The following is a 20,197-nucleotide window of genomic DNA, read 5'->3' on the forward strand; positions in this document are numbered from 1 at the left end:
TTTCGTAATTATCTTTAACATATTTGTGACATACAAAAACAGACAGATGCCAATGATGGATCTACAGGAATTGGCGCTAATGTATGATCCGTGTCAGGTTCAACAGGACAAATTTGAACAGTATAACAACCTGCTGTTCTAAAAACTCCACCAACAGTTTGATGTGCCACTTTTGAAATTGTCACTTTTGCAAATTTTAGGTTTTTAAGATTTTGTTTTTTCATTTTAATAATGTTTTATGTTTATACACTATTGGGTTCAAAACAAAAAAACATTACCCAACTAATTTCATGCATTCATTTTTTTAGTGGATTTGATATTTGAGATGTTCAATACCCTACAGGCATTTCTTTTCAAAACATAAACCGCTAAACTTATAAACTCCTAAACTCTTTTACATATATTTGTATATACCAAGACTTTCAACAGATGTACAATAAATTCTATCCACATAAACGTTATAAATACACACTCGATTTTCTAAAAGAAGTGGTTCCAGAAGGTTCAAAGATTTTAGATTTAGGTGTAGAAAATCCTTTTTCTGAAATCATGAGTAAGGAAGGTTATATAGTTGAAAACACAAAAGGAGAAGATTTAGACGAAGATTTTTCAGCGGTTCAAGAAAGTGACGCTGACGTTGTGACTGCTTTTGAAATTTTTGAACATTTGGTAGCACCTTTTAATGTTTTGAAAGAGATTAAAGCAAAGAAATTAGTCGTAACTGTTCCGCTACGTTTATGGTTTTCGACCGCATACCGCAGTAAAACTGATCCTTGGGACAGGCATTATCATGAATTTGAAGATTGGCAATTTGATTGGCTTTTGGAAAAATCTGGTTGGGAAATTAAAAAAACTAAGAAGTGGACAAACCCTTCACGACCACCAATTGCTCCACGACCTATTTTACGTCATTTAATTCCACGCTATTATGCTGTGTATGCCGAACGCAAAGCATAGTTTATGAAGTATTATATTATCATTCCTGCACATAACGAAGCGGATTTTATTGAAATGACGCTTACTTCTGTTGTACAACAAACATTGTTGCCAAAGAAAGTAGTTGTTGTGAATGATAATTCTTCTGATAGTACAGAAACTATTATTGATCAATTTGTGCAAGAGTATGCATTTATTACAAAAGTAAATACCAATGCAAACAACGAACATCTACCTGGAAGCAAAGTTATAGAAGCATTTTACAAAGGTTTTGAGACTTTAGACGCTAATTTTGATGTTATTGTAAAACTAGATGCTGATATTATTCTACCCAAAAATTATTTTGAAACCATCTGTAATCACTTTAAAGAAGACGCTAAAATTGGTGTCGCTGGTGGTTTGGCGTATATCGAAAAGAATGGCGAATGGATGTATGAACCAATTGCAGATAAAAATCATGTACGCGGTCCTTTTAAAGCGTATCGAAAAGCATGTTTTGAACAAATTGGCGGTTTACAAAAATCATTAGGTTGGGACACAGCCGATGTGCTTTTAGCTCGTTTTTACGGATGGAAAGTGCATGTAGATCAATCATTACAAGTAAAGCATTTAAAACCCACAGGAAACGCCTATAAACAAAAAGTGCATCGCGATCATGGAACTGTTTTCTACAAACTTGGTTATGGTTTTTGGATTTCGTTGATTGCAGCTCTAAAAATAGCACTTAAAAAGAAAAGCATTAAAGTGTTTTTGGACTATATGAGTGGTTTTTTTAGTGCGAAAAAGAAACAAACTACACAAATGGTAACTTCAGAGCAAGGACGTTTTATTCGCAAGTACAGACGTACGCAAATGTCTCGAAAAATAAAAAGTATTTTAGGCTTCTAACAGTCAGAAAAATAGCAGGTATTTCTTCGTATTTTTACAAAAAATTACGTTATTTCAGAAATTAAATGTATTTTTAGTCAATATTGCCTTTCAAGAATCCCCTATTCAGTAAAAAACATATAAATGATTAATTCAATTATCATCGAAGATGAGCAATCTTCTATGGAATATTTGGTATCTATTTTAAAAAGAAATCACAAAAATGTAAAAGTTCTCGGTTGGGCTTCTGATGTTGAAAGTGCAGTAACATTGATTAAAAAGAAGGAGCCAGAAATTGTATTTTTAGATATCCAATTAAAAGATGGCAGTGGCTTCGAAGTGTTAGACAAATTGCAGAATGAAATGACATTTGAAGTCATTTTCACTACTGGCTTTGTAGACTACAAAGAAAAAGCCATGGATTATTTTGCTTTTTATTACCTCAACAAACCTATTCAGGAAACGCAACTCCAAAAAGTATTGAATATGTATGAGTTGAAGCGCTCTGCTTTTGACAAACGAAAATACGAAGCGTTTAAACACCAAGTTGAAAGTAAATATGACGCGATTACTATTTTTGAAAGAGGCGAATATACTTCTGTGAAATTTTCAAATATTCTGTATTGTGAAGCATCTGGAAATTATACCACAATTCACTTGAAACATAACAAGCAACTCTTGATTTCAAAGAATTTGAAACGCATTGAAGATATGGTTGAACACAGCGATTTTTTCCGAGTACATCGATCCTATTTGATAAACTTAAAACACGTCAATAAGTTTACAGCAGATGGTGTTATCGTAATGTCCAACAATGCAGAAATTGCAATTTCATCTAGAAGTCGTAAAAAAGTGATCGATTTTTTAAAGTTCTATAATAGTAAAAAGTATTAATTTTTTAGTGCGCTTTCTATTGGGTTTCCTGTGGATGCATTTGGAAATGAAATTTCCAATAACGCTGAAATAGTTGGTGCTATATCAGTGATCTCTGTGCGCTGTAACGTTTCTCCTTTTTGAATACCATTTCCATAGAATAGTAACGGAACATGTGTATCATAATTAAAACCTGAACCGTGTGTAGAACCTGTACGAGAATATGGTATTGTAGCAATGTCTAATACAAAACATACATCTCCTGAGCGTTTTTGATTGAATCCGCGTTGTAAAGATGCTGCTATTCCGTGTGTAAACTCACTGTTTAAAAAAGCAGTTCGTGTGTATACTTTTGAAATTTTATCGTAGCTCAACAATTCCTGTTGCAATGCATTTTCTATCGCTGTAGTAGAAAGTTTTAGACGTTTAATTTCTTCATAGTTTAAAAATACTTGTCCGCTAGAAATATTCTCGATTAAATTTTCGCTTCCATACATTGTATTTAAAAAGCTTTTTAAATGGTCTTTTAATGGTTTACTATCAAAATATCCTGCTGGAATTTTCTGGTCTTGCAAAAACGATGGTACATGTACAGCTGCATGATCTGCAGTTAAGAAAATTGTATAGTTTCCTTTTCCAACTTCTGCATCTAGTGTAGCAAACAAACGCTCAATATCTTGATCTAATCGTAAATATGTATCTTGAATTTCTTTAGAATTCACTCCAAATCTATGTCCAACATAATCTGTACTTGAATAGCTTACTGCTAAGAAATCGGTGTCATTATCTTGCCCTAAATTTTCTCCTTTAATAGCTGCAATTGCAAAATCTGTAGTCAAGTTGTTTCCATAAGCAGTTGCTTTCAAAATATCAAATCCACCATTTTCTTCTTGCAAACTTTTTAAATCGTACGGAAAAGTTGCATTTGCTTTCCCTTTAAAAGTTCCTTCATACTTACTTAAATCGGTATCACTTTCTACATACGTATTAATGTCATACAAAGTATTCCAAGTAGTCATATACTTTTCAGCTTCATCGGCTGCATTGAATTCTTTTACCCAAGTAGGCAATTCGTTAGTATAATAAGTACTTGTTATCCAATTTCCTTTATCTTTTCCATAAAACCAATACGCTCCATTTGCCGAATGTCCTGCTGGCAAAATAGCACCTCTATCTTTTATTGCAATTCCAATTACCTTTCCACGTTGTTGTGTGTCTAAACGCAATTGATCTGTTACAGTAGTTGTTTGCATTCTATGCGGAGACATTTTTCCTGCCCATTGCCCTTCTACTCCAACTGAAGATTGACTTGCATCTGAAGCGCAATACACTTCTTTCTTTTCAAACTTATCATACCAATCGTTGGCAATAATTCCGTGGTTTTCAGGCGTTGTTCCTGTATATACAGAAGCATGTCCAGGACCAGTATATGTAGGAATATAATTGTAATGATTATTTTTACAATTGTATCCATTTTTTAGCATACGCATAAAACCGCCATCACTATATTTACTTTGAAAACGCGTTAAATAATCATAACGCATTTGATCGACTACAATACCAACGACCAACTTAGGCTTTGCCGTTTCTGTAGTTTGTATGTTTGTATTCTTTGATGCTTTTACTTTTTGCTTTACAGAAATACACTGAATAAAAAATAAAGACAGTATACTTAATAAGAGACTTTTTTTCATGATCTATTTTCTCATTTATTTAGGTACGGGAAACTTATATTCTTTCAAAAGTAATTGTTTTACTGCAAATTCCGTTTTAACTAATCATTAAATCGTTAATTATTTTATTAGCTAACACGAATGATGTATTTTTAGCCCATGATTTACCTAGAAAATATAGGACGCTATTTTTTGATGTTGAAAAGCGTATTTAGTAAAATGACCAAATGGTCCATGCTAAGAAATCTTATCTTTAAAGAAATCGATGATTTAATCATTGGTTCTATGGGAATTGTATGTTTCATTTCCTTTTTCGTTGGTGGCGTTGTTGCCATTCAAACGGCTTTAAACATCAATAATCCTCTAATTCCAAAGTATCTTGTTGGTTTTGCCACAAGACAGTCTGTAATTTTAGAATTTGCACCGACATTCATTTCCATTATTATGGCAGGAAAAGTAGGTTCATTCATTACATCGAGTATTGGAACTATGCGAGTTACTGAGCAAATTGACGCATTGGAAGTTATGGGAGTTAATTCTTTGAATTACTTAGTATTTCCTAAGATTGTAGCATTGGCTTTGTATCCTTTTGTAATTACAATTGCCATGTTTTTAGGAGTTCTTGGAGGTTGGTTAGCTTCTATTTACGGAGGTTTTTCAACAAGTGCCGATTTTATTCAAGGATTACAGATCGAATTTATTCCATTCCATGTAACCTATGCTTTTATTAAAACGTTTCTGTTTTCTTTTGTGCTTGCCACAATTCCTTCTTTTTACGGATACTATATGAAAGGTGGCGCATTGGAAGTTGGAAAAGCTAGTACAACGTCGTTCGTTTGGACGAGTGTTGTTATTATTTTGATAAATTACCTCATTACACAATTATTACTGACTTAATGATCGAAGTAAAAAACATAAAGAAATCTTTTGATGGTGTTGAAATTTTAAAAGGAATTTCAACCACATTCGACAAAGGAAAAACCAACTTAATCATTGGTCAAAGTGGTTCTGGAAAGACTGTTTTTTTAAAGTCTTTGTTAGGTCTTCACATACCCGAAGAAGGTTCTATTTTGTTTGATGGGAAAGATTATAAAAGTTTATCTACCAAAGAACAGCGAGAACTGCGTACCGAAATGGGCATGGTTTTTCAAGGAAGTGCTTTGTTTGATTCTATGACAGTTTCTGAAAACGTAATGTTCCCTTTGCGCATGTTTACGAATCAATCAGTAAGTGAAATGCAAGATCGTGTGGATATTGTATTGAAGCGTGTAAAATTGGTAGATGCACATCATAAATTTCCAGCGGAAACTTCTGGAGGAATGCAAAAACGTGTTGCTATTGCGCGTGCTATTGTAATGAATCCTAAGTATTTATTTTGTGATGAACCCAACTCTGGATTAGATCCAAAAACAGCCATTGTTATTGATAATTTGATTCAAGAAATCACCGACGAATATAACATTACAACTGTCATCAACACACACGATATGAACTCTGTAATGGAAATTGGTGAAAAGATTGTCTTCTTAAAAAACGGTATCAAAGCTTGGGAAGGCACCAATAAAGAAATCTTTAAAACGGATAATGAATCGGTAACCGACTTTGTATATTCTTCTGATTTATTCAAAAAAGTAAGAGAAGTATATTTGAAAGAGTTGAAGGAATAATTGCAACAGTTCTAAAAACTCCTCTTTATTTTTCTATATATTATTCACGAATAAATGTAAATCGCTTGTTATCAAATCCGTATTGAGAAAGATCCATTTCGAGTACCAAGCTATCTTTAGATACTTTTGAAACTTGCAGGACTCTATTTAGTTTCTTTAATATGATTGTTTTATCATCCTCATAATACTTCCATCCAACCTTTGGTTTAAAAGGAGGACGATTTATTATAATTGAATCTTCTTCAATATAAAGTTTATCCAAACCATTCATTGACCCTGGTGATTCTATTTGAGTTGTATGTTGTACGATTTCTTCTTTCGAAACAAGTTTCCAAGTCCCAAATAATAACCTTGGTTTTTTATGCGCTATTTCTTGTTCTTCAAAAACATATTGTTTATTTCCAAAGATATAATCAGTTACGTATACTTTATTTCCTGCTAATGAATCTAATAATACATATAAAACACCCGTTTCTTCATCACTATAAAATTCAGACTCATATACTAAAAAAGTATAATCATTAATATGTTGAATCTCCCAATTAGTTTTCGTTAATAGTCCTATTTCTTTTGAACGAAAATGCATCTCAGTATCATTTACAAAATCATAGTATATTTTTTCTCTCGCTTGAGAAGTAACATATTCTTTTCCTTTAGGATTCCAGTGTACTTTTTTTGAATTTGTAGATAATCTTTTGAATACTGTATGAATGGGTTGACTATAATTTGATGTCATTACAAGACTGTCTTTTGTCACCTTTACCTCCATTATATTTGAAGCATCGTTTCCATACGTAATTTTACCATCTTTTAGGGTAAAATTGACAATTGTATCGATCGCTTTATCCTTGTTATTAATTATAATTTTTTTGATACGAACCTTATTATCTTTAAAATTTAAAAAGAATTTAGTACCTGAAGGATCTTTATATTCGGAGTTATATTGATAATAGGCTTGTATCCAGGCGCCTTCTATATTTTGATTTAAATTCGTTTTAGATTTGCATGAAACACATAGTAAAATAACAAGAACGAGTGATGCGAGTGAAGTTTTGAACATAATGGTAACGTTTACGGTTTCTTATATTATTTGTGGTGCTTAATAGCAAAATGTTACAACTACTCACTTTTAATTATCTAGCAATAAACTTATCCACTTTTATAATTTCTTCCTTTTTGAGTTCCCAAAATGTTGCTTGAATTTTCTTCTTGTGATAAGGATCAGTATAGTATTCCAGATCAAAATTCATATCAAAAATTTTCTCCCAACTTTTCTTGATCTTTGTTTGAAATGATGGAGGTAGCTTTTCAAGGTGACCACTGAGGAAACCGTGAATATTTTTACATTCTTTTTCTTCATCAAAACTGATAGCTTCTTTTTCAGAACCAGCTATATAATCATGATAGCACAATGGCCAATGCCATAACACGAAGTCTGACAACAGTATTTCTTTCTCTTCTTTTTCAAATTCAATTCGGTATCCGATTTCTCCTGAAGGTAAGTGTCCAGAAGCACGCAAATCTGGTCTTTTTCTTTTAGAATCTATCGATTGATACCAAGCCCACACAGGATATTGCTCAAGACTTTCAGGTTTTCCAATACGTTGCTCCATTTGCATACGCAACCAATCGTATCCTTTAATAAATTCTGGAAGTATGAACTCTTTTTTTCCTGTATATATACCTTTTGTTTGGAGTTCATTCCACCCACGCTCGTCTTGAATAGTCCATAATTTAACTTTCACACGTAAAGAGAATTAATTTAGAAGAAAAAAGCGAACCATAATAAGTTCGCTTTTTCAATATGATTATTTTATATGATTTACTCTCGAATGCGTTCTACAATCAAGGTATCTAGCGCAAGTTTTTGACGCAACCATACTTTCAGTTCTGCTTCACGAATGGTTTGAATACTATCAGTTAATTCAGGGTTCCATTTTACAGCAGCTACAGGAATGGTATCTACTTGTTGAAAGTCTTGAGAACTTAACATTTTGGCAAATCCGAACTGACGTAAATCTCTATATTTAATTTTTGCATCTTTGGATAATGAACTAAAAGCAACATAATTTTCATCTTCTTTAGAAGCTTCAGATTCTAGTCGTTCTTGTAAACTTGAAACCTGTAGTTTTAAATCGGATATTTGTTGCTCTAAACCTTTAATCACTAATTCTTTTTGATCTAAATCTTTGTATGCTCTATCTAAGGCATCTGATATTTTATCTACACTTCTATTTTTATTACCAAAAACTTTTAATTCAAAATCTTTAATACTCTCATAGTTTTTGATATCACTTTTATATTGAGCCTCTAAAACAGATGAAACTTCCCCGTTGAAATGTAGAAATATGGTTTTATTATCAAGATCTAAATCCTCGTCTCGTTTTTGCAACCAAACTTCTGGGTTACTTTCTATTTTTTTCACAAATTGCTTATAATCCTTCTTTATATTAGTTTCTTGCAATACATTCCAAAAGGTCCATACAGCAGGAATCATCACTACTAAAGCCACTACAGATGCTAAGCGTGAAATACGTTTTCGCTTCGCAGAATTGGCGTATTTCAACATTGGAAAACGCAGAAGCTTTAATACTAAAAAAGTTGCTAATGCAATGAAAATTGTATTAATAATGAATAAATACATTGCTCCACTGGCAAATTCCAGTCCTTGTGTTCCTCCTTTGGCAAGTCCAAAACCAACGGTACATAATGGCGGCATTAAGGCTGTTGCAATTGCCACTCCAAAAATTACCGAAGCAATCGTTCCTTTTTTCGTTCTAGCAATAATCAATGCCAAACCACCAAAGAAAGCGATCAACACATCGCGAATATCAGGCTTGGTTCTAGCTAATAATTCAGAAGAATCTTCTTGTAATGGAAAGAATTTAAAGAACAAAAAGGCTGTCAATATACTAATCACAACCATGACACCAAAGTTGATCAAGGATTTACGAAGTGTATCAATATCGTTAATTGCAATGGACATTCCCATTCCTAAGATTGGTCCCATTAATGGAGAAATTAACATGGCTCCAATTACAACTGCGGTTGAATTTGCATTTAATCCGACAGAAGCTATAAAGATGGAACAAATTAAAATCCACGTGGTAGCACCTCTAAATGGAATATCTTTTTTTACATCATCAATTGTTTGATCTTTATCAACATCATCACGAATATCTAAAAGATTGTGCATAAACCTTTTAAATCCTTCCCACAATCCTTTAGGATCATCTACAACCTGTTTACCATTTGTAGCTTCTTTTGGTTCTTCTTCAGTAAAATTGAATTTATTTTCTCCTCCTGTACTCATCTGTGTTATCCGTAATTTTCGCCAAAGGTATCTTTGACTTTTTGTAAAACTTTCTTAATGTCTTGCTCTTTTGCTTTTGGATAAATCAACAAAACATCTTCTTTATCAACGACAATATAATCATTTAATCCATCAATTACCACGACTTTTTTGCCAGTCGTTCGAATCATGTTTCCGCTTGCATCTTGTAATATAGGTTTTGCATTTACAACTGCATTACGGTTTTCCTCTTTATCTAATTTATCATACAAACTTCCCCAAGTTCCTAAATCATTCCAGTCAAACGTAGCTGGCAATACATATACTTGTGTTGCGTGCTCCATAATAGCGTAGTCAATTGAGATGTTTTCGGCACTACCGTAATTATCGCGAATAAAATCATCTTCAAAGTCTGTATTGTATACCGAAATACCTTGCTCAAATAGTTTGTATAGTATTGGTTGAAATTTTTGAAAAGATGTTACAATTGTTTCCACACTCCAAATAAAGATTCCAGCATTCCACAAATATTCGCCACTAGCTAAAAACTTTTTCGCTGTTTCGTAATCTGGTTTTTCCGTGAACTTGTGTACTTTTTTAATAGCAGATTCACTTTTTTCAAAGTTTATATATCCGTATCCTGTATTGGCAAATGTTGGCTGAATTCCCAAGGTCATGAGCACATTTTCTTCTGCACATTTAGTAAAAGAAGCTTGTAAATTGTTTATAAAAGCAGTTTCATCTTCAATCCAATGATCGCTTGGTGCGACTACCATTACGGCATTTGGGTTTTCTTTCTGAATTTTGAGTGATGCATATAAAATACACGGCGCAGTATTACGCATAGCTGGTTCTAAAACCACTTGCTTTTGCGTTGCATCTGGTAATTGTTCTAGAACAAGATCATTGTATTTTTCATTCGTAAGAATGTAGATATTTTCTTTTGGAATTAACTTCGATAGTCTGTGAAATGTTTTTTGGATCAAGGTTTCTCCCGTTCCTAGCATATCGTGAAACTGCTTTGGAAAGCTAGAAGTACTTACGGGCCAAAAACGCGATCCTACGCCGCCAGCCATGAGAATTGCATAATAATTCTTGTTCATTTTTGTCATTTTCATTGGTAGGTTTACCATTATACAAGCAATATAATACAGATTGCTGAAAAAAATAACAAAAGAGTAGATTATTAACGGCTTTATAACGTTGATCGGTTATTATAATCGGACGTTTGAACTCTTTTTTAAAAGTACAGATATCATTTTTTCTTAAAATAGCGATGAATTGAAAATGTATGTATAATAGAAATGAGAAGAATTCGTTTTATAGTCATCGATCTTAATTTGCACAAAATCTACTTCATGAAATCAATTAGCCATTGTATTCTTTTATCACTATTCTTTTTTACAGCTTGCCAAAAACAAAAAAAATCTGATTTAAATCATTTCCCTACTACTCCTGACACCTTACTTGTAAAAATGACAAAGGAAAAAGGAGATGGTTTGTTTCAAATTGGTGCAACAACTCCGACGTTTAAAAGTGTTACTAGTGAATTTCCGTATTCAATCATATATCCAAAAAGAATTGAAAATGCAGAACGCTTTTTATTCATGCCAAACTTTAGAGAAAAAAAGCATTATTATGTTGATATTATTAAAGGAACTCAAGATGGAAACGCCGTTTTTATTGTGGACGAAAACAACAATAACGATTTGACAGACGACAGCATCAGACCAATTGAAGCTATGGACTGGAATTCAGATAAAAGCTTGGTAAAGTGCAACTTTAGTGTTTCAGAAGGAATACAAACAATTCAAGATTTTTCTTGGTTAAAGATTGGTACTTCCAACAATAGCTTACTTGTTGGCAGAAGCGATCACCTCATAGGAACATTCAACATCAATAAAAAAACTTATAAAATAACTGCAGCAGATCCTTTTAACTCTAGTTTTTCTTACGATATCAATCCGCAGTTAGCGGTCATTACAGATAAAAATACAATTGCGAACCGTGATATTGTGTCTCTGGGAGAATTTATTAAGCTTGGTAATACATATTATAAATTTCATAGTATTTCAGACACAGGATCGCAAATTACACTAATTAAAGAAGACAACTTTCAGACAAAAATTGGAACACAAGTTGGTATGCTAGCACCTGAATTTACTGCTATTACGACTGAAAAAGATACCATTAAAAGCGTCAATCTAAATAACAGACTGACTATTATTGCCAATTCTTGCGGTTGCGGAGGCGACAAAGCATCAACACAAGCGTATTATGACATGCGTGATGCATATACAAACATCAATATTCTTCATGTAGATTCAAAAATTAAAAAAGCAACTAACGGCTTACATATTGATGTAGACAATGATTTTAATAAGGCTTTTTACAATACGTATAGAAAACAATATTGTTTACGTATTTGTTATGTAATTGGCAAAGACAATAGAATACTCGATACGTTTTTAATTACCAATTGGAAAGCATCTTTAACGAATATTGTTAAAGAATAATAGATTAACTCCGCAACAACTCAACCTCTGCATTTGGATTGAATAAGTACATACGACCTGTAGCAACCTCAACACATTCATAGCGTTTTACACGTTTGTTTCCGCGCTGAAATATTTTACCATTATGCAATCGGAATGTGCTTCCATGTGGAATTTCGAATACATAGTTTTTGTCGTTTTCTGGATCGTATTGCTTTAATGCTAGTGCAAATTTTGCGTCTGTATCACTACTGGCTTTTGGATTTTTGAAATGATTGGCTACAATTGGTAAAATCTTCGTCGGAAATATTTGTGGATTTATAAACGGCAGCATCAATTGTTGAAATGTACGTTTCCACTCGATTCCGTGTGGTTTTATAGCACGTCCATGTTTTTCATAAGCGACTAAATGTGCAATTTCATGAATCAAAGTCACAAAAAAACGGTATTTATTTTCGCCTGCATTTACCGTAATAATATGCCTACCATCGGGCATTCTACGGTAATCTCCATGTCGTGTGACACGTTGATTCACAATTTTTAAATGTACCTGGTGCGCTTTTATTAAGTCAAAAGTAGGATCAACGGCGCGTTCAGGAATGTATTTGGCTAGTATTTCTTTCACGGTTCAACAAAAGTACACATTTGTTTTGAAACGTTATAGCATTCTTATATACACAAACTGACGATTTAGGGAACGGAAATCATCAGTTTGTATAAAATTATTTTTTGAGTACAATTATATTTTGTGTTTATTCAGCAATCCATCATCAAAAGGTGTCCATAAACAAGCTTTGATTTTACTTTCCTTAAACCCTTGATTTACCCAAGTATTACAGGTCTTTAAACACGAATAACTTCCTGTAGCTCTGTAAAATATATCATTTACACCATAACTTTCACCTTCTAACTTTATCGTATTTCCCGTAGTATCTTTTTGGAAAGATGCTTCTATATAACTATTTAACGTAGTCAGTTGTGATATTGAAATTTGTATAGCTACCCACGAACTTCGTTTTGTATTATATTTTGTCACATGCATTAATGTAGAACTTTTTAGAAACATAGCGCTAAATGCATTAGAAAACGTTAAATCGTCCCAAGTCCGTGTATGTAAATAGAAATTTTCATCGCCCCAACCAAACGAGAGATATTTAGCACTATCCAATTCATCTTTCAAGTTTTCACTAAGTTCATCTTGTATATTTCCTATGGGCATAATGATGTCTAAATGCACTCCATTTGTAGAGAGATAGATTGTATATGGTGTTTCTTCAGTAGTTGTACTATTTACTGTAATTGCTGTACAGATAAAGGAAATTAATAAGTATACTACAGGAATCAACAAGATACAACCTATCCATTTAGCTATTTTTTTGATTAGCTTCATATATATTATTTTCTAGATTTTCTCCATCTTCTAAAAAAGATCAATCCAACAACAATTAGTATTACAATTGGCCATACTGATAAGATTCCCAACAATAGCTCTTGAATAAAATTCCAACCAGTTAATAAACTTGCTTTAAGTTTCGCACCAAATCCTTTTTTATAAGCAACTGGCTGTTCTTTGTATTCAATAGTTTCATAAATTTCTACTTGAATTGTACTGTACGCAACTCTATTGCTCATGTACTTTAATCTCCCTTGTACTACTTCTATTTCTTCTTGAATGATACGCAATTGACTTTCTGTTGCCAGAATATCTTTCACTGTTTTTGCATTTTTGCGCAACACAGCTTCCAAACGTTCTTTCACTTCTATTTTAGTGTCTAATCGGGTTTGCGCGTCCATGTATTTTTCAGTGACATCTGTAGTTGAAATATTTACATAATCGGTTTCTTCGGCAAATTTCTGAATGCCATCTAATACAATGTCAAATTTTTCCTTTGGAATTTTTATCGTAAATCTATTTTTCTTTTCATGATAATTTTTATCATATCGCAATTCTGAAATATAACCATCGTTCTTGTACAACATTTGTTTTATGTCTACCAACGCTTTTCCAATATCTTTCACTTTATAGCGCGTACTTGCGGTTTTGATGATCTTTAAGTTTTCAGGAACATTTGAGGATAAGGTTTGATCCGTTTGATCGGTTTCAATCTGCGTATATTTAAAACCTTGATCTTTTCCTTTAGAATCGAAATCTAACTTGTCTATGCTTAGCGATTTATCATCTACACCATCATAATCATTTCTGAGGTCTACATTTTCTAGAGTGACTTCTTCTTTCAGGTAATCTGGACTACTGCTTTCATGACAAGACATGAAAAATAGTAACAGAAAAATGAATAGTGAAGATTTAACCATATGTTTTCGTGTGATTGCATTCATAATTTTATATTTTTAAGGATTACGAATACAAACCTATCGGAGTTTCTACAAGAAGCTTTGTAAATGACTTGTAACAGCTTTGTAAATTAATTTACAAAATACAAAACACTGAAAATCTGATTTTTACATATTAATTGAGCACAGAAAAAACATATCACTTTTCACTCTTAAAACAGCAAATTGCAGCTACTTTTTTAGCTACACATTCGGTTTCAAGCGATATTCGTGAATGGAAAGGAAATACGATTACAGATTTTCAAGAAGATTTACGCAGTAAAACCAAAGGCAGTATTAGCGAAAAATGGTTTTATACTTATATAAAGAATGATACTGAAAAGTTACCGCGTATTGATATGTTGAATTTGTTAAGTGCGTATGTCGGTTTTGACAATTGGAATGATTTTGTGAAACAACACTCTGAAATTGAAGTTGAATCTGAATCTGAATCTGAAGTTGAAGTTGAAACTGAAAAAGTTAGAAGAACCTTTCCTAAATTTCTCTGGTTATTGTTATTGCTTCCATTGCTTGCTTTTGGAGTATATAGTTTGTACCCAACAGGAAATACCTTTACGTTTTGCTTTACTGATGCCGATCAGCGGGAAGCGATTACAAAGATTCCCTTAGATATTGAAGTCATTCGAAAGAACGAATCTTCATTGTATTTTAAAACCGATAGTTTGGGTTGTTTCTCCTATACAACTCCCGAAAATGAATTGAAATTTGTTGTAAAATCGCCATATCATAAAACAGATACGATTGTACGACATATTAATTCGAGCACACATAAAACAGTACAATTGCAAACGGATGATTACGCGTTAATGTTGTTGTATTATGCAAATGGAAATAAAGACGATTGGAAAAAACGCCGTGCACAATTGAATGAATTGATTTCGGAGAATGCACAAATTTATCGTGTGTTTAAGAATGCTATTGGAATTGAAATGTATACAAAAAAGGAATTCATTAATTTATTAACGATTCCGACAAGTACATTGAAAAAGATGCAAATTCTAGATAAAGTCTATGCGAATGAAAAGATTGTGAAACTTAAATTTATGATTCAATGATGAGAAAGCTATTGTACATATTCGGTTTCCTTTTGTGTATTTCGTGCAATCAATCTGCTCCGAAATCAGAGAATTCTAAAATGAAAAGTGAAGAATTATCCGTAGATAAGGATGGTTTGTTGGATGATGCAAAAGGAAAAGGTTACGATTTTACAATTGATAAATCCAAGATTGATGCTGACTTTAAAAGCGAAGGTTTTAGTTTCAGCACTCCTGGAAATTTGAATACTGAGATTTCAACAAAGTTGCAAGCCAATTACGAAGCGCAAATTTTAGCGACAAAACATCCTGAGTTTGCAGAAGCTATTAAAGAACAATTGGCAGACTCCAACAAGTTTACGAAATCACTTTCAGATTCTATCGAAACCATTAAAATAGAAGATTTGAAGTTTTCTGAGAATATGGAATCGCGAAATGATAGTGTTTTTACTCAGAAATTAGTTTATACTTCTTTGATTAATTCAACATATAAACAGAAAGATAGCGTGTTAGTTATTATTAAGCGTACTAGTATTATGATTGATGATACCGAAAACTTGAATACTACGTTTAGGTTTGAGAAGTTAGATCGTTAGACTTGTTAGATTTTTAGACTTGCGCTGCTTTTAGACTTGTTAGATTTTTTAAACGTCACTTCGAGTGATTTTCGATAGAAAATTGTATCGAGAAGTACTTTGAAAAGTGATCGTTTTGAAGCAGATCTCGATACAACGAATCACAGATTCGCCACTCGATCTGACGTTTTGTTTTCACATCTTATTGCTTCACAAAAAACCCTTCTTCCAACCATTTTGTTTTCCATTGTTGCCAGTGGTTTTCTAATTCGTCAGCATCAACCTTAAATTGATTGACTAAAAATTGTTTTGCTTGTGTAATGGATTGTGTTTCTTTGAATTTAGCTAAGAAATGATATTGTATCGGATATATTTCAAAAAGACCCAATCGGTAATTGCGACGTAATAATGCACAGTAACTTTCTTGTGGAAATGGCAACTGCGGATCGCGGTCATTTACAGCTTCTTTGTAATACAAACTGATTGGATGTTCATGTTTTAACAAATGAAATACAGGTACTAATTGCAAACTTTCTTCCTTAGTTTCTAGGGTTGCTTTTTGGTGATTTTCATGAACCTTTTCATCAAAACTATTATTGATTAAAAACTCAAAGTCTGCCAATTCAATCATAAAATCGGGCCAAGTTTCTTTGATTTCAGCATCTTTATCGGGACGTGTTTCTTCTAAAAATGCTCCAAAATGTTGTCCTAAATCACCTAGTGTGTAACTTTTAGAAGGATATTCAAGTAAGTATAAATCTGCAAATTGTAAAAACAATTGTCTTCCTAGTGCATGACTTAAGGCAGGAAATTGTGCTACCATACAATCGCGCAAACGCGCTATATAACTGCGTTGATAAATATTTACATGCTGTTTGGCAGAAAGTTTTGAAGTCGATTTTACATATGCTTCATAATCGCCAGCAAACTGTGGATGCATTAATTGATTTTGCATCCATTGTTGAATTTGCGCAAAACTTTTTTCGGCTGCTTCTCGCGATGCGTCTTTTATAATTTTCATGAGTCTACAAAATCTTTTGCCACGTTTGTCACCATAAAATCAATTGGGTTTGACACAGTTTCCGTTTCTTGTTGTGTCGTTTCAGGTGTTATAAATTGTTTTTTGAAACCATTCATATAGTTTTTAGCCTTTAGTAATTCTGCATGACAGACATCAAATTCAGGAATATTTCCATCCCATTCTAATAGCGTTGACGTTCCGCCAGTGCGTTCCCAAGCTAAACTGAATAATTCCCAAACAGGATCAACCACAGGACTATCATGTGTATCAATAATATGATCTCCGTTGTGTTGATGTCCCGCCAAATGCATTTGTACAATACTTTCGTGCGGTAAACCTTCAATATATTCTATCGGGTCAAATTCATTATTGAACGAAGACACATAGACATTATTTACATCGAGCAATAAACCGCAATCAGTTTCTTCTACCATGTGTTTTAAAAATTGCCATTCTGGAATGGTTGATTGCTGAAAGGTTAAATACGTACTTGGGTTTTCTAGAATTAATGGTCGTTCTAGATAGTCTTGCACTTGTTTTATTTTTGTAGTGATGAGTTTTAAACTTTCTTCATTGAGTACAACTGGCAATAAATCGTGTGAATTGAGACTCAAAACACCTGTCCAACACAAATGATCACTAATCCATTTCGGATTGATTTCATCTGCGAGTTTTTTTAATCGTTTTAGATATTCAAAATTTAACGGATCTGTACTTCCAATCGACATTGAAACTCCGTGCATTACAATTGGATACTGTTCTGCTATTTGATCTAATACATATCTTGGTCTTCCGCCAGAATCCATAAAGTTTTCTGAGATGATTTCTAACCAATCTACAGCTGGCTTGTGCTCCAAAATATGATTAAAATGTTCTCCTCGCAAACCTAAACCTAAGCCTAAATCAGGAAGTTGTTGTACTTTTTGTTGCATTGGTTTTTTGGGTGTTGGGTGTTGGGTGTTGGGTGTTGGGTGTTGGGTGTTTGTGAGCATAAAAACTTAAGATTAAATTAATAAACTTTTCAAACTTAAAAATGTACTTAGAAACTTTCCTAATACCTAATACCAAACACCCAATACCTTTATATTACTTCTTAGAAGCCTTCTTTTTAGTTTTCTTTTTCTTCTTGTCCTTTTCTTCCGTGCAAACGCAGTTTTCCATCGTATTTTTCATTTCTTTACTACTTTCTTCACAGAATTCGTTAGCACTCGTAGCTGGATCATTCAGTCCAAAAGAACAGTATTTATCTCCACTACTTCCGCAAGATTCTCCTCTTCCATTCGCTTCTAACCATTTTACTGGCGGTCCATATTTAAAAGGTGCATCACTTACCGTTCTACGAGATTTATCCATACGATCTTCAAACAGTTTACGTGCCAATTGCCAAACACTTCTTCCTTTGTTTGGTCCTTGTGTAATGAAACGTTCTGCCGGAATCGGTGTTCCGCAACTTCCTTGCCATGCACAATCGTTTGCACCTGGTTTACATTGCTCTTCTGTATCTCCGTATAATCCGCATCCTCCTTGACCACGACAATTGTTTAAGGTATGACAACTATGAACTTGCGTTGCGCAATATCCTGTTCCTGCACAATCATTTGTTCCATAACGATCATGTCCTTTACAGGCATTTAATCCCATACATGCATGTAGTTCTAAAGGCACAGCAATGTCTTTTTGTTTTGACGGTGTAGTTGTTCCGCTACCACCACAACCATTAGATCCACTACTACTGCCACTGCTACAACTATTTGATCCGCTACTACTTCCTCCGCTGCTTCCACAACTATTTGCTCCGCAGCTATTTACTGCGCTATATTTAAAATTTTTCATCTCTTTACTGCTTTTAATTATAAAATCCCTTTGTTGTTTTCTACTAAATATGCTTCAAGTGGCACATCTGGTAAGTCTTTGATTCTGCTCAATAACGTTTGAGATACAATTGGACTTGATGCCATTGCAATTCCAGCTAAGTCTATTATTTGCGATTTTGGACTCGAAGAGTTTGCAAAGTCATAGTCTTCTAAAGTTGCAGCAACGCTTTGTTTTTCACCGCTACTATCAGTATAACTTAATCCAGACATCGTTCCACATAAGTTGTCTAGCAACCAAATCATAGATTTGTGAATTCCAAACATAAAGATTTCATATTGTTTGTGACCAGCAGTTTTGTAACATGCTTCTGCCATTATAAATATATATGTATAAATTGCATTCGTAAGATTTGAAACATCTTGAATGGCTTTTGGATAGTTTGAAGTACTTGGGTTTTTAGGAAGATCTTTTACGAAGTATTTTGTAAAATCGAAATTCTTAGTGTTCAAGAACGTATTTAATTCGCTATTTTTTCTTTGAATAGTACAGTATACTTCTAAGAATTTATCAAAGTGCGATAGTTCTTTTTTATTTTTATCATCATAATCACCAGAGTTTGTTCCTTCATCTCCAACTGGAGTTACTGGACATACTACTTTTCCATCTGGTGTTAAGTGATCGCCAACGATTTCTATTTTTCCTTTTGGTGTGTATAAAGGCGTTTTTGATCCTTCTCCTTGCTCAATGATTTCATTCATTGCATGGATTGCAGAGTCTTTACCTTTTACATGTACCAATCCGCCACTATCATCCGCATTTGGAAATTGTGGCTTGTGGTTTTCATCATAATAGATCGTATCAATATTATTTTGTGCATAGTATCCTTTTTCAGGAAGTAGTTGTGGCGCATCTCCATTAAAATCTGAATCTTTCAATTCTGTTTTAATACAGTTTATGATTTGATCGTAGTATTCACCAATTGTAGTATACTCAATCGCTTGTCCTTTTTCTGCTTTATCAACATTGAATGGAAGTGGACTTTCAATCAGCAGAAATGCATGCAATTGTTCTAACGAAAGTTTCCCTCTATTAATTTCAAACGCAGGAACATGTCCTGGTAAATATGCTGGCCAAACTTTTGGTGTTTTCCCAACTAATGACGGAATTCCTCCATACGGTGGTTTTAAAGCGTTTTTAATGTTGGAAGATAATGACATATGTAACATTTCTTCTACTGCTACACTCATAATTAATCCACCTGCTTTGTTGGCAAAAACCATAATTTCTAATGCCAATTGTGCTGCTGCTTGTTGCAGTTCGGCATCTGTCCTTTTGTTTTTCTTACCTTTTTGACTCGCTTTCATGTCTGAAAGAATATGTGCTTCCACATCAGACTGCGAGGGATTTCTATTGATTGAATAGTAGGTGTACAAATACACTGGAATTGTGGCAATCTCAATTTCAATAGCTTGCTGCATTGCTTGTTTGAGATTTGACTTAGTTACCGTTACTGGCAACTGAAAGAGTAGTCCATTCATAATGTTAGTTAGTTTTATTATATAGTGTTTTTTAAATGTAGGTGTTCTCTTTTATTCAT

Annotated in this window: 21 protein-coding genes; 8 read left to right on the forward strand and 13 right to left on the reverse strand. The window is 33.4% G+C overall.

Translation table 11 applies throughout. The features are described 5' to 3' along the window. Positions 1 to 14: 14 nt before the first annotated feature. Positions 15 to 224, reverse strand: coding sequence for a hypothetical protein (locus ACRBBL_RS01215; RefSeq protein ID WP_431367206.1), 210 nt, complete (start codon positions 222 to 224; stop codon positions 15 to 17). Positions 225 to 429: 205 nt separating this feature from the next. Here ACRBBL_RS01215 and ACRBBL_RS01220 point away from each other — a divergent pair, with 205 nt between their 5' ends. The 3 genes from ACRBBL_RS01220 to ACRBBL_RS01230 all read left to right on the forward strand — a co-directional run bounded on the left by ACRBBL_RS01220 (position 430) and on the right by ACRBBL_RS01230 (position 2,697). Next, on the forward strand, positions 430 to 957 hold the full coding sequence (locus tag ACRBBL_RS01220) for a methyltransferase (protein WP_431367207.1): 528 nt from the start codon (positions 430 to 432) through the stop codon (positions 955 to 957). A gap of 3 nt (positions 958 to 960) precedes the next feature. Then, complete coding sequence (locus ACRBBL_RS01225) at positions 961 to 1,824, forward strand: glycosyltransferase (RefSeq protein ID WP_431367208.1); 864 nt, start codon at positions 961 to 963, stop codon at positions 1,822 to 1,824. 123 nt (positions 1,825 to 1,947) lie between these two features. Beyond that, positions 1,948 to 2,697: a LytR/AlgR family response regulator transcription factor gene (locus ACRBBL_RS01230; protein ID WP_431367209.1), complete on the forward strand. Its 750-nt coding sequence runs from the start codon at positions 1,948 to 1,950 to the stop codon at positions 2,695 to 2,697. On the opposite strand, the gene pafA is transcribed toward ACRBBL_RS01230, so the two are convergent. Next, positions 2,694 to 4,370 (reverse strand): alkaline phosphatase PafA, encoded by a 1,677-nt coding sequence (gene pafA, locus ACRBBL_RS01235; protein WP_431367210.1) that lies wholly within the window; start codon positions 4,368 to 4,370, stop codon positions 2,694 to 2,696. The two genes, ACRBBL_RS01230 and pafA, sit on opposite strands and share 4 nt — an antisense overlap. A 138-nt stretch (positions 4,371 to 4,508) precedes the next feature. On the opposite strand from pafA, the gene ACRBBL_RS01240 reads away from it, so the two are divergent. Beyond that, positions 4,509 to 5,246: an MlaE family ABC transporter permease gene (locus ACRBBL_RS01240; RefSeq protein ID WP_431367211.1), complete on the forward strand. Its 738-nt coding sequence runs from the start codon at positions 4,509 to 4,511 to the stop codon at positions 5,244 to 5,246. Next, positions 5,246 to 6,016 (forward strand): ABC transporter ATP-binding protein, encoded by a 771-nt coding sequence (locus ACRBBL_RS01245; protein ID WP_431367212.1) that lies wholly within the window; start codon positions 5,246 to 5,248, stop codon positions 6,014 to 6,016. The genes ACRBBL_RS01240 and ACRBBL_RS01245 overlap by 1 nt, the downstream gene beginning before the upstream one ends. 40 nt (positions 6,017 to 6,056) lie before the next feature. Here the strand turns inward: ACRBBL_RS01245 and ACRBBL_RS01250 are convergent, their stop codons facing one another. From ACRBBL_RS01250 to ACRBBL_RS01265, 4 genes are all read right to left on the reverse strand, one after another. Continuing rightward, complete coding sequence (locus tag ACRBBL_RS01250) at positions 6,057 to 7,076, reverse strand: hypothetical protein (protein WP_431367213.1); 1,020 nt, start codon at positions 7,074 to 7,076, stop codon at positions 6,057 to 6,059. A 73-nt stretch (positions 7,077 to 7,149) separates the two neighbouring features. After that, positions 7,150 to 7,761, reverse strand: a complete 612-nt coding sequence (locus ACRBBL_RS01255) for a DUF3841 domain-containing protein (RefSeq protein WP_431367214.1) — start codon at positions 7,759 to 7,761, stop codon at positions 7,150 to 7,152. A 77-nt stretch (positions 7,762 to 7,838) separates the two neighbouring features. Further along, positions 7,839 to 9,329 carry a DUF389 domain-containing protein gene (locus ACRBBL_RS01260; protein WP_431367215.1) on the reverse strand — a complete coding sequence of 497 codons (1,491 nt, stop codon included), beginning with the start codon at positions 9,327 to 9,329 and terminating at the stop codon, positions 7,839 to 7,841. Between the two features lie 5 nt (positions 9,330 to 9,334). Beyond that, a complete protein-coding gene (locus tag ACRBBL_RS01265; protein WP_431367270.1) occupies positions 9,335 to 10,411 on the reverse strand; it encodes a mannose-1-phosphate guanylyltransferase in 1,077 nt (358 codons plus the stop codon). A gap of 255 nt (positions 10,412 to 10,666) precedes the next feature. On the opposite strand from ACRBBL_RS01265, the gene ACRBBL_RS01270 reads away from it, so the two are divergent. Next, on the forward strand, positions 10,667 to 11,824 hold the full coding sequence (locus tag ACRBBL_RS01270; RefSeq protein WP_431367216.1) for a hypothetical protein: 1,158 nt from the start codon (positions 10,667 to 10,669) through the stop codon (positions 11,822 to 11,824). A gap of 4 nt (positions 11,825 to 11,828) precedes the next feature. Here ACRBBL_RS01270 and ACRBBL_RS01275 read toward each other — a convergent pair whose 3' ends face one another. The 3 genes from ACRBBL_RS01275 to ACRBBL_RS01285 form a co-directional block, all read right to left on the reverse strand. Further along, the gene (locus ACRBBL_RS01275) at positions 11,829 to 12,428 is read right to left on the reverse strand and encodes a SprT-like domain-containing protein (protein WP_431367217.1); all 600 of its coding nucleotides are present in this window, start codon (positions 12,426 to 12,428) and stop codon (positions 11,829 to 11,831) included. Positions 12,429 to 12,542: 114 nt separating this feature from the next. Next, a complete protein-coding gene (locus ACRBBL_RS01280) occupies positions 12,543 to 13,193 on the reverse strand; it encodes a TIGR02117 family protein (protein WP_431367218.1) in 651 nt (216 codons plus the stop codon). Positions 13,194 to 13,198: 5 nt separating this feature from the next. Continuing rightward, on the reverse strand, positions 13,199 to 14,140 hold the full coding sequence (locus tag ACRBBL_RS01285; protein ID WP_431367219.1) for a DUF4349 domain-containing protein: 942 nt from the start codon (positions 14,138 to 14,140) through the stop codon (positions 13,199 to 13,201). 134 nt (positions 14,141 to 14,274) lie between these two features. On the opposite strand from ACRBBL_RS01285, the gene ACRBBL_RS01290 reads away from it, so the two are divergent. Further along, a complete protein-coding gene (locus ACRBBL_RS01290; protein WP_431367220.1) occupies positions 14,275 to 15,210 on the forward strand; it encodes a hypothetical protein in 936 nt (311 codons plus the stop codon). An 80-nt stretch (positions 15,211 to 15,290) separates the two neighbouring features. After that, the gene (locus tag ACRBBL_RS01295; protein ID WP_431367221.1) at positions 15,291 to 15,785 is read left to right on the forward strand and encodes a hypothetical protein; all 495 of its coding nucleotides are present in this window, start codon (positions 15,291 to 15,293) and stop codon (positions 15,783 to 15,785) included. A gap of 181 nt (positions 15,786 to 15,966) precedes the next feature. Here the strand turns inward: ACRBBL_RS01295 and ACRBBL_RS01300 are convergent, their stop codons facing one another. From ACRBBL_RS01300 to ACRBBL_RS01315, 4 genes are all read right to left on the reverse strand, one after another. Next, positions 15,967 to 16,785 (reverse strand): HvfC/BufC family peptide modification chaperone, encoded by an 819-nt coding sequence (locus ACRBBL_RS01300; protein ID WP_431367222.1) that lies wholly within the window; start codon positions 16,783 to 16,785, stop codon positions 15,967 to 15,969. Next, positions 16,782 to 17,777 (reverse strand): MNIO family bufferin maturase, encoded by a 996-nt coding sequence (gene bufB, locus ACRBBL_RS01305; RefSeq protein ID WP_431367223.1) that lies wholly within the window; start codon positions 17,775 to 17,777, stop codon positions 16,782 to 16,784. Before bufB ends, ACRBBL_RS01300 begins: the two co-directional genes overlap by 4 nt. Positions 17,778 to 17,871: 94 nt before the next feature. After that, positions 17,872 to 18,618: a hypothetical protein gene (locus ACRBBL_RS01310; protein ID WP_431367224.1), complete on the reverse strand. Its 747-nt coding sequence runs from the start codon at positions 18,616 to 18,618 to the stop codon at positions 17,872 to 17,874. Between the two features lie 17 nt (positions 18,619 to 18,635). Then, positions 18,636 to 20,138, reverse strand: a complete 1,503-nt coding sequence (locus tag ACRBBL_RS01315; protein ID WP_431367225.1) for a ferritin-like domain-containing protein — start codon at positions 20,136 to 20,138, stop codon at positions 18,636 to 18,638. Positions 20,139 to 20,197 lie beyond the last annotated feature (59 nt).

Source organism: Kordia sp. (genome assembly GCF_050633145.1).
In the GTDB taxonomy this organism is placed as follows: domain Bacteria; phylum Bacteroidota; class Bacteroidia; order Flavobacteriales; family Flavobacteriaceae; genus Kordia.